The 12,455-nt window shown below is 44.8% G+C and carries 2 protein-coding genes; both read left to right on the forward strand.

Annotated elements, in window-relative coordinates:
* Window positions 1-97: 97 nt before the first annotated feature.
* The gene (locus G517_RS0115270; RefSeq protein ID WP_028305123.1) at window positions 98-11,170 is read left to right on the forward strand and encodes a hypothetical protein; all 11,073 of its coding nucleotides are present in this window, start codon (window positions 98-100) and stop codon (window positions 11,168-11,170) included.
* A 106-nt stretch (window positions 11,171-11,276) separates the two neighbouring features.
* Window positions 11,277-12,320: an OmpA family protein gene (locus G517_RS0115275; RefSeq protein ID WP_028305124.1), complete on the forward strand. Its 1,044-nt coding sequence runs from the start codon at window positions 11,277-11,279 to the stop codon at window positions 12,318-12,320.
* The last annotated feature ends 135 nt before the right edge of the window (window positions 12,321-12,455 follow it).

Here is a 12,455-nt window from a genome sequence, read left to right on the forward strand (position 1 = left end):
ATAACTTATGGCTAGATGCTAGACGGCCCTCTTGGGGATAGTCTTGTGATAATCAAAATATTTTAAAATTTATCTCTGGAACTTGGGGTACTACGTCATGGCTGATCAAACTGGGAAATCAAACGAGTCTGTTAAGGGCAATACAACCGATCAAAATATGTCGGATGAGGCTTTATTGTTTGATGAATCAACAGTATTGAGCCGTGGCGAAAGAACGGAACCTGAAGAAGATGATCGTCTTGATACTTCTGACATTATAGGACGCACTCAGGAGTCTGGTAATGAAAATATCCAGACCTTTACTCCTGATGAAAGAGATGTTGACCGTGCCGCATACGATGACGGTTTGGTCTTGGAAGAAGAGCTTGCGGATCAAATAGTAGAAGAGCAACCTGCTGCTGACGATCCTTTACCTGATGCTATTGACCTTAGCGAGGGTGCACAGCGAAATATTCAGAACAACAGTACTCCTGTCAATGAAAGTCAAGCTGATCCACAAAGTCCAAACCCTGGTGTAGATGACGGCACGTCTAATGCGGTGGTTGATGATTTCATAGATTCTGTGGATTCTGTTGATGTCTCTCTGGCGAGTGCCGCAGATGAAGACGATGATCAAACAGGGGGAGAGCCTGAGGTTGAGCCAGACCCGGAAGTTGAACCTGAGATTGAGCCTGAGCCGGAAATCGAGCCAGAAACAGATCAACCTGAGCCTGAGCCGGAACCAGAACCTGAGCCAACAGAGATTGAGTTGCGTTTATTTGCGGTTGTCGATGGTGAATATGTTCCTGTTAACACTATTTATGAACCCGGCTACCAAGGTGATCCAAATTCTGAGCAAGACTTCCCAGAGTTAGGGCAGTATGTTGTTATCGCCTTTGATGGCGAAGGCAATCAACTTGATGTTCAGCCCGGTGGTACCGTAACGGTTTCTATCGGACAACCGACAGATAGCGCAACGGTTGGCGAAGATTTCTCTGGACCTTCTTCATTGGCAGTGACAGTTGGTCAAATTTTTGAAGTTAAAGCTGAAGATGATGCGTTGTCCGATACAGGGGAAACTTTCACTCTATCGTTAGATAATGACTGGAGTAATCCTCAAGACTACGATGTCGTCACCTATGGCGAGAATGTCACGACCACGATTGTTGATGAAGTAGCCAATGACGATACGAACAACCCTGTCAGTCAAGATGACAATGATAGCGCCTTTACCCTGAAACTATTCGCTTCCGATGAAAACGGCAACGTTATTACTGATCCTTCTGAGATCCATGAAGAAGGTGAAACCAGCGCCTACTACGTGGTTAAAGCGGTGGATGAGTCTGGTAACGTATTAACGAACCAGCCTACGGGTGAGGTCGATGTTGATTTTGGTAATAACACGGCAGGCGACGGTGATTATACGGTTAGTGGTACGACGGTTGCTGTAGGTACAGCCTTTAGTTCGACCGCAGTGGATGATGCCTTAGCGGATAATGGTGAAACCTTTACCGTGTCCTTAGTGGACGGTTCATACACTGAAGATGCTGCGAATACTACGGATGGCAGTGGCACCTATGAAACAGTTACTTATGACGAGGCGACCGTTACTACCACGATTATTGATGAGACCGATAATGACCCCTCTGATATCTCTGATAACGATAGCGCCTTTACTCTGAAGCTGTTTGCTTCCGATGAAAACGGCAACGTGACCAGTGATGCATCGGTAATCCATGAAGCTGGTCAAACCAGCGCTTATTATGTGGTCAAGGCTGTTGATGCTTCTGGTAATGTGCTAGAGGATCAGCCTATTGGTGATGTTGGCGTTGATTTTGGTAATAACACCGCAAGTGATGGTGATTATACCGTTAGTGGTACGACGGTTGCTGTAGGTACAGCCTTTAGCTCGACTGCAGTGGATGATGCTTTAGCGGATAACGGTGAAACCTTTACCGTATCTTTAGTGGATGGCTCCTACAGCGAAGATGCTGCGAATACTACGGATGGCAGTGGCACCTACGAAACGGTTGCTTATGCACCTGATACAGTAACGACCACTATTGTTGATGAAACCAACAATGACCCGACTGACCTGACTGATAATGACAGCGCTTTCACCCTGAAGCTGTTTGCCTCCGATGAAAATGGTAACGTTATTACTGATCCTTCTGAGATTCATGAAGACGGTGAAACTAGTGCCTATTATGTTGTTAAAGCCGTTGATGCTTCTGGCAATGTATTGTCGAACCAACCATCGGGTGATGTAAACGTCAGCTTTGGTAATAACACGGCAAGCGATGGTGATTATACGGTTAGTGGTACGACGGTTGCTGTAGGTACTGCCTTTAGCTCAACCGCAGTGGATGATGTCCTATCGGATAATGGCGAAACCTTTACCGTGTCCTTAGATGATGGCAGTTTTAGCAATGCTGATACCTATGAAGCTGTAGATTATGACGATGCGACTGTTACCACCACTATTGTCGATGAAACCGATAACGACCCTGCTGATACCTCTGATAACGATAGCGCCTTTACCTTGAAGCTATTTGCCTCCGATGAAAACGGTAACGTCATTACTGATCCTTCAGAGATTCATGAAGATGGCGAAACCAGTACTTATTATGTGGTTAAAGCGGTTGATGCCTCTGGCAATATATTAGCTGATCAACCAACAGGTGATGTTGATGTCAATTTTGGCAATAACACCTCAAGTGATGGTGATTATACCGTTAGCGGCACCACGGTTACTGTGGGTACAGCCTTTAGTTCGACCGCAGTGGATGATGCTTTAGCGGATAACGGTGAAACCTTTACCGTGTCCTTAGTGGATGGCTCTTACAGTCAAGATGCTGCAAATACTGCGGATGGCAGCGGTGCCTATGAAACGGTAACCTACGCGCCGGATACGGTGACGACGACCATTATTGATGAAACCAGTAATGATCCTGCTGATACCACGGATAATGATACTGCCTTTACCCTGAAACTGTTTGCCTCAGATGAAAATGGCAATATTATTACTGACGCGTCAGAGATCCACGAAGACGGTGAAACCAGTGCTTATTATGTCGTTAAAGCGGTGGATGCTTCCGGCAATGTATTGGCTGACCAGCCAGCCGGTGATGTGGATGTTAGCTTTGGTAATAACACCGCGAGCGATAGTGATTATACCGCCAGCGGCACCACGGTTGCCGTAGGCACAGCCTTTAGTTCGACCGCAGTGGATGATGCTTTAGCAGATAACGGTGAAACTTTTACTGTGTCTCTAGATGATGGCAGTTTTAGTAATGCCGCTGATTATGAAATGGTTGATTACGCACCGGATACAGTTACAACGACGATCATCGATGAAACCAGTAATGACCCTGCTGATACGACTGATAACGATAGTGCCTTTACTCTGAAGCTATTTGCCTCCGATGAAAACGGTAACGTCATTACGGATCCTTCAGAGATTCACGAAGATGGCGAAACCAGTGCTTATTATGTCGTTAAAGCTGTCGATGCTTCTGGCAATATATTAACAGATCAGCCTACGGGTGATGTGGATGTCAGCTTTGGTAATAACACCGCAAGTGACGGCGATTATACGGTTAGCGGCACGACGGTTACTGTGGGTACAGCCTTTAGTTCGACAGCAGTGGATGATGCCTTAGCGGATAACGGTGAAACCTTTACCGTATCTTTAGTGGATGGCTCTTACAGCCAAGATGCTGCAAATACTACAGATGGTAGCGGTACTTATGAAACGGTGACCTACGCGCCAGATACGGTGACGACGACCATTATTGATGAAACCAGTAATGATCCTGCTGATACCACTGATAATGATAGTGCTTTTACTCTGAAACTATTTGCCTCTGATGAAAACGGTAACGTCATTACGGATCCTTCAGAGATCCACGAAGCCGGTGAAACCAGCGCTTATTATGTCGTTAAGGCCGTCGATGCTTCTGGCAACGTGCTTGATGATCAGCCAATAGGTGATGTTGATGTCAACTTTGGTAATAACACCGCAAGTGATGGTGATTATACGGTTAGCGGCACCACGGTTACGGTGGGTACGGCCTTTAGTTCGACTGCAGTGGATGATGTTCTATCGGATAACGGTGAAACCTTTACCGTATCCTTAGTGGATGGGTCTTACAGCCAAGATGCAGCAAATACTGCAGATGGCAGCGGTACTTATGAAGCGGTGACCTACGCACCGGATACCGTGACGACGACCATTATTGATGAAACCGATAACGACCCTGCCGATAAAACTGATAATGATTCTGCTTATACTTTGAAGCTGTTCGCTTCAGATGATCAGGGCAATCTCTTATTGGATGATAATGGCGACCCTCTTGATGCTACCCAGATCCACGAAGATGGCGAAACGAGCGCTTATTATGTGGTTAAAGCGGTTGATGATTCAGGCAATGTATTGGCTGATCAACCGACGGGCGATGTCGATGTTAGCTTTAAAAATAACGGCACTACCAGTAATGCCGATTACAGTGTCAGTGAAACTAATGTTGCTATAAATACAGCTTTTAGTGCGACTGCAATTAATGATGCGTCAGCGGATAACGGTGAGACGTTTACGGTATCGTTAGTGGATGGCTCTTATAGCCAAGATGCTGCGAATACCAGCGATGGTAGCGGTGCATACGAAACGGTAACTTATGATGATGCCACGGTTACGACCACCATCCGTGATCTGGATATCCAAGAAGTAGAAGATAATAAGAACACCCAAGAAAATGGTGACTGGGATATTACTATTCTGGAGAATCTCGATCAGATCTATAGCGGTGATGAGTTCGCTTCGATCAAAATTTCTGGCATACCAACGGATGCCGTTCTAAAAGATGGTAACGGCGACCCTATTACCTTGACTGATGGCTCTTATACCATCAACAACTGGCAAGATGCGCAGGAATTAACCATTACGCCTGCAACAGACAGCAGTAAAGATATAGAGCTGGATTATGAAGCAACACTGACTGATGGTTCTGTTGATACTTTCACACAATCTATTGTGATTACTCCAGAAGCTGACCAACCTTGGACCTTGGGTGACTTAGAGTCTGAGACGGTCACTTATCAAGAGACGTTATTGGAGGATGCTGGCTGGGTTGCTTTAGATGCTGGCTGGACTGATGGTAGCGCTACTTATAATGAGCTAACAGCCTCTACCGGAGATGCTGACGGTAGTGAAGTAAATACGGTTGTTAGATTCTTCGCTGACGACGGTAGTAATGTACCCAATGGTACACAAATTCGTTATGAAGATGCTGGTGGTGTTGAAAGAACATTTACATTTAGTTCATCAAAGACATTTGTCGATATCCCTGCGGACAAGCTAGATACTTTACAGATCAAAACAGCCGACGATTTTAATGGTGAAATCAGCCTTAAAATAAAAACAGGGGTTATTGATTCCGATGAAGATGGCAGTGGTTCTGATAACCGTTGGAGTGATAATGGTCAAACGAATCAGCAATGGGGTGAAGCAGATACTTTAGTAATTAAAGTATCGGGTGACGTGGATCTTCATGAAAATCTGATATCAGCAACCAGTGTTATTGCTCCAGAAGATAGCGGTCGAGATCAGGATACAGGGGCGCTAAGTCAAAACCCAGATGGTACTTATGATGTTTCTGGTGCTATCGACTTAAAAATTAACTTTGATCAAAATAATTATACCGATACGGAAGTTATTGAGCTTGAAATCCAAGATATCCCAACAGACGCTTTTGTCCTTGATGCAAACGGCAATATGCTTAATGGTGCCGGTGAATCGAGTATAAAAATTGTTCTTGATACTGACGGAAACTACACAGCTCAACCTGGCGATGTTGTACTGACCTCTAAGTCTGCTTTTAACGACTATGTTGAAAGCCTTAAGCTTATTTCACCTCACGACAGCAATGAAGACTTTACGTTAACACTGCATCAAAAATCGACCGAGCCAGATTGGGATGGCAGCGTTGGTGGTGATCAAATAAAAGAAGTGACTGATACTTTTGAAGTGCAGTTGACTAGTGTTGCTGATAGCCCTGTTGTAAGTGGTACTGATGTGCCGTTAGAGCTTACCGAAAGCGGTGATTGGCAAAATATATCGGGTTTCCAGATTTCATCTGGCGAAGATCAAAATTACTCTGAAGATGTCTATGCTCTGATTCGTAATGTTCCTAATGATGTCGGTTTAAGACTTGTTGATGCCAGTGGTGATGAACTATTTGATCAAATGGTATTGGCAAATGCTGATGCTGGCGGTAAAGACTGGCGGATTGATAATGATACACTGCAGAAAATTGACAGTGGCGAGTATAAAATCCAGATAAAAACGCCTGATGCCGACATGAGTGGTGAGCTGTCCTTTGATATTCGTGTCACCGTTTTGGATACGGATAGTGATTCGGGTCAAGGAACCAGTACCCTGGTTGCAGATTACACTATGGACTTTATCGTTAAACCGGATGTTGAAAGTTATGGCGATAGTCAGTCATCGGGTGTTGAAGATAGCTGGATAAGTCTTGACCTTGATATCGGCTCAAAAGATGGCGATACGCTTGTAGAGGATCAGTACGATTTCAATGGTAATAGCTACGATCTAAAAATTGAGATTTCTGGGCTGGGTGAAACCGGCGAAGATATTCAGATTCAGGGTGATAATCTCGTTATTGACTATGCCAACAACACGGTTTATCTCAATCAGGAAGATTTAGGCTCTGTCGAAATTCTTCCGCCGATGCATTCTAATGAGGATATTTCTGATATCGATTTCTATCGTTATTTAAAAGACGATATGGATGACTCTAGTAGTACCGATGTGGATATTCAGGAAGTTGTCACCGGTCATACCGTTAAGGTAAGTGGTGTGGCGGACGGATGGGAGGATGTGGATAACAGCGATAACGCCACAACCGATGATACTAATGGCTCAGACAATGATGGTTTTGTAGTTAGCAATCCTGACGACAGCGGCAGCAATGAGACGACACCGCTAAGCTCTATTGTGACCCGTAATAGTAACATCGAAGATAGCTATCATGATGGCGTTGGAGGGACGGACTCCTCTGAATCAGAATATTACATTATTCAGAATCAAAGTGGTGTGTCTGACAACACAACATGGATGGTTGATGGTGGGATTAATGCTGGCAATGGCGTCTGGATTGTCCCTGGAGATGCACTAAGCACTGCTGATATCAAAATCCTTCAATTGGATGCTGGCGACGGATCTCTGAATCTTGAAATTATTCCTGTCAGCAAAGAAGACGATGGCGATATTCTCTTTGACCAAGCCCACACCTTCACCATTGGCTATGCCGGTGGATCAGAGCCTGTTGCCGGTGTCGATGGTGATGGACACTTAGTGGTTGATGACAGCAGTGGTGGTGGCAGTGGTAGTGCACCTTCCATTGTTGTTAGCAGTAAAGACTCAGGACAAGAAGATACATCAGTGACTGATGTGTTGAATGGAACAACAGCAGGTGGCGCAAGTCTGTCGTACGTTATTGACGGTAATGCAACAAACGGTTCTATTGATACCAGTGGTATGTATCAGCTACCCGATGGCAGCTTTGTCGGTACAGGCCCGATTGATTTTGATCCTGCCGGTGAATTTAATGGTGATGCCGAATTTTCGGTCGATATTATTGCAACGGATAGCAACGGTAATCAGTCCTTCGTTTCTGAAAATATCACTTTAGATATTGATCCTGTTTTGGATGCTAGCAAGGTTAATGCCTCCGGCGGTACAGAGACAGATGCCGCAACAGACAGTATTGCGTTGAATATTCAAATTTCTTCGTCAGATACCGACGGCTCTGAAGAGCTGAAAGGCGATGTTACGATCACACCAAAAGATGGTGGCAGCTTAACTGGGCCAGGTGTTACCGCTAACGCTGATGGCTCTTACACTGTTTCGCCAGATAACTTGGGTAGTGTTGCCTTTGTGCCAGGTGCTTATACCCACGGTAGTTATGATTTTGATATTTCTTATACTTGGGGTGATGACGATGCGAATGGAACCGTCGATGTTTCTGAAGCGATATCAACGACCTTTAGTATCAAGCTGGAATCCGAAGTTGATCAGATCGATGTTGAGCTAACGCCTTCTACTACTGCTGTTAATGAAACCGAAGACTACCCGCTCGATTTGTCTGTTATGCAGCAAGACAGCGATGGCAGTGAAATTGCCTCTGTTAAAATTAACGGTATTCCTGATGCCTTGATTATTCAGGACGCTAATGGCAATAAAATTGGCAACTACAGCGATAATGGTGATGGTACGGTTACTGTTGTACTAAAAGGCACTGAAGTGCCAGATGGCGGCGGCCTAACCCTTCACGACACCACTGAAACTTATGGTGGTAGCTTTACGTTAGATGTCACTGCCTTTAGTTTTGATAAAGAGAGCAAAGAGATTGAAACAGGTTCTGACAATGTCACGCTAACGATCAACCCTGTTGCTAGTGCAATCTTGGAAGTGGATGCTGGCAGTGCTCAAAGTAATAAAGTTGTTGGTGATGAAGATAACGGCGGTATGCCTCTAGATCTAGATGTGATCATGACGGATCTGGATGGTAGTGAAAAACTGAAAATTACGTTTAGTGACGAATATATAAATGAAGGCTTTAGTGCGGTTTACACTGATGCTGCTGGTGACCCGCAACCTTTAACAGATGGCAGTTACTTAACCGCAGAAGAAGCCCAGAGCATTAAACTAGTACCGCCATCGAACTATAGTGGTGACTTCAATTTGACGGTTAACGTTCAAACGGTTGAATTGGATGCTAGCGGTAATGTACTCGATCTTTTAGCGTCACCTGTCACGAAAACAGTTGCTGTGACGGTGAATCCTGAAGCAGACAATGTTCAGATTGCTGATATTACGGATATCACTATCGCAGAAGATAGTGCTGCCGTTAGTGTTGGGTTGGATTTAACGCTCGTAGATACTTCTGAGCTGATTAATCTAACCTTGACGGGCTGCGAGCCGGGTTCTGTGGTATCTATCGATGGCCGTGATATTACCGTTGGTAATAATGGTAAGGTGACTTTAAATAATCTGACTGTGGATGATGCTGAGTCACTAGAAATTACTCCGCCAGAAGACTATAGCGGCACGATGGCTATGAATGTTAGCGTTAAAACTGTTGATGGTGATGATGTTCTGGATACAGCGGTTACTCAGTCGTTTAATCTAGAGGTAACACCTGTTGCAGACAGCTTAACCATTGATTCTGCAGGTGCTAGTGGCGCGGAAGATACCGCTATCGGTTTGGGCTTAGACTTGACCCTTGAAGATAGTTCCGAGCAGGTTAATGTGACGCTAAGTGGTCATGAAACAGGTTCTACATTCTCTATTAATGGCAGCCCTATTACAGGTACTTCTGGTAGTGGTGGTTCTATTACCTTTGACGGTTTGACCGCTGCCCAGGCGGAGTCATTGGAAATTACTCCGCCGGAAGATTACAGCGGCACGATGGCGATGAATGTCAGCGTTAAAACCGTTGATGGTGATGATGTTCTGGATACAGCGGTTACTCAATCGTTTAATCTAGAGGTAACACCGGAAGCAGATCAACCTGATTTAACCTCTTCGGCATTATCAAATGAAACCGATAACGGTGATGGCTCCTTTACTTATGATCTTACCCTTGATGCGGCACTGACAGATGACAGTGAAACCTTGACGCTGAGACTTGATGGTCTTCCTGATGGTTCTGCATTAACTAATACTGCTGGTGATAGTTTGGTTATTTCGGGTGGCAGCATAGTGTTAGAGACTGACCAGTTAGCGGGTCTTAAACTAACCAGCCCTGATCAGCTTGCTGCGGATGGTGCCGGGGGCTTGAATATCGAAGCAACGGCAATCTCAACGGAAGATCAAGGTACTGCTGATACCAGTGATGATACGAGTGCAATACAGACGAAGACTATTGTTGACGGTGTGATTGAAGGTATCGCTTATACCACTTCTTCTGGACTCGTTGGTTTTACTGACGAGCAAGGAGATTTCCAGTACCGAGAGGGTGATACTGTTACCTTTAAAATTGGCGATGTGGTTATTGGTACTGCTACTCCTGAAGACTTAGCGCAATCGAATATTTTCTTACAGGATATTGCTGATGTATCCCGTGCAGATTTGAATGATGAATATGTTGAAAATATGGCAGTCTTCCTGCAGTCACTGGATGAAGATGGTAATGCGGATAATGGTATTACCATTACCTCGGAAACGCATGCAGCATATGAAGATGTATCTTTAGACTTGAGCACAGCCAGCGAAGCTGAGGTACGTGATGCTGTTGAGCTGGCAGGTAAAACAGCGATCTCTGAAGAACAGGCGATGGATCATGTTCAGAGAATGCTTCAGGAACACGGTGGGCAAACGGAGTTTGAAGAACACCTTGATGATGATTTACCGGCTGATGGTTCTTTATCTGCTGATGGCTCTTTATCTGCTGATGGTTCTTTACCCGTTGAGGGCTCTTTACCCGTTGAGGACTCTTTAATCACTGCCAGTTTTGCTAAAGCGCCTATTGAAGGGCTAACCTATGAAACTAATTCTGGCTTGAATGGTGAGCTTGATAATGGTGCTTTTAGCTATCAGTCGGGTGATGTTGTAAGCCTCTACGCGGATGATCAACTCGTTGCTGTTTTCGAGGCTGATGATGTTGGTAGTGATAGCATTATTACTTTTGAAGAAGCAGGCTTCCTTATGAGTCAAGAAGAGCTGAACCAACTGTTAGCCTCTGATGATGGCGCTGTGGTAGAAGAGCAACAAACAGCGGACTTGAGTGTCATGGCAGAACCTGAACCGGAAGCTGTTGTGGACTCTGAGCCAGAATCAGAAACTGTAATAGAGGTTGTAGCAGAGCCGGAGCCAGAATTAACCGTAGAGTTAGACAGCTCTGATAATGACTTTGGCGTACCGGAACAAGAGGAAGTTGACCTCACGGGTGAGAATGATCTCTTCTTGTTTGGTGAAAGTCAGCATCAAGGTTTGTTAGATGCCCTAGATAATGGTGTACAGCAAAGTTCAGCAGATCAAGGGTGGTTCTCGCAAGTTGAAGAGGATCAGAGTAACAATGATTCAAGTAACCTTGGTGACTTTGATGGTGCGGCAAGCAGTGATGACTCCGGTTATACCTCGGATGATGATCAGCCTTGTGAATGGTAAGTGTCTCTACGCTGTAAGCTAACAGCATAAAGATAGAGCAACGGTATAAAGCAGAGTTTGCTTTATGCCGTTTTTTTTCAGATATTTTTAATTTTTGAGGTTTCGAATGCGTATCAGCAAACTTCTGCTGCTAAGTTGTGTGTGTGCTTATCCTATTTTATCGCAAGCGCAGGAAGGCGTTTATATCGGTGGTTTTTATGAATCGGTAACCACCGATAATAAGAAAAAGGACAGCGCGGCTTATGACTATATTGATGATGGTGATGGTCCTGGCATAGAAATCGGTGTGCTTTTTACTCCAACATGGGGGGCACGTCTTGAATGGGCAGAGCAAGACTATAACCGTGGATCAGCTCTTGCCAGTGGCGGTAACGAGCGCCGTCTAGGTTTGGATCTGATGTATCGTTTTACTGAAAAAAATCATGCGTATACTTTTGCAGGTTTTAAAAGTGTGACACCGGCTGATGGTCATTCGGTTATCAATGTAGGGTTGGGGGCAAGTCTGCCAGTTGCTTCTCGCTGGTCTCTTTTTGCAGAGGGTGCTGTGTATCAAGGGATGAAAACGGATTTTACGGATTTTGGCATTAAAGCGGGTGTTCGTTATCAGTTTTACAACAGTGAAATCGATTTTATCCATCCCCATAAACCAGTGCAAACCGTGATAGTTTCAACGCCAGAGCAGGATTTAGACCGAGACGGTGTTATTGATCGTTTGGATCTTTGTCCGGGTACGCCAATAACCCATCTTGTTAACGAAGATGGCTGTACTATTGCAGAGCAGTTTGTAGCTTCTATGGATATTAATATCCTGTTTCCTAATAACTCTGCGGAAGTTGATCTGGCCTACTATCCTGAAATCAAAAAAGTCGCAGATTTTATGGTGGAGAACCCTGAAACAGCCGTTGAAATTGGCGGGCATACCTCGGCCCCTGCTTCAGCGGAGTATAACCTTAAGCTTTCTGCCGACCGTGCAAACTCCGTAGTTAAGGTTTTAGTGAATGAGTATGGTATTGATTCCGCTAGAGTGACAGGTAAAGGCTATGGTGAGTTACGCTTGCTGGATCTGAACGACAATGAGCAGGCCCATAGTACTAACCGTCGTATTGAAGCTGTTATCTATGCGGTAGAGACGCAAGCCTTAACACGATAGTTCTTAGTAAAAACGATCAAAATGATATAAACCCTCGCGCCGTGACGGGAGGGTTTTCAGCGAAGCTACAAGGTAAGAGGTGATAGCGTAAAGGTAAGAAGCTATAGCGTAAAGGTAAGAAGCTATAGCGTAAAG

Origin of the sequence: Oceanospirillum maris DSM 6286 (assembly GCF_000422865.1) — a bacterium.
In the GTDB taxonomy this organism is placed as follows: Bacteria; Pseudomonadota; Gammaproteobacteria; order Pseudomonadales; family Halomonadaceae; genus Oceanospirillum; species Oceanospirillum maris.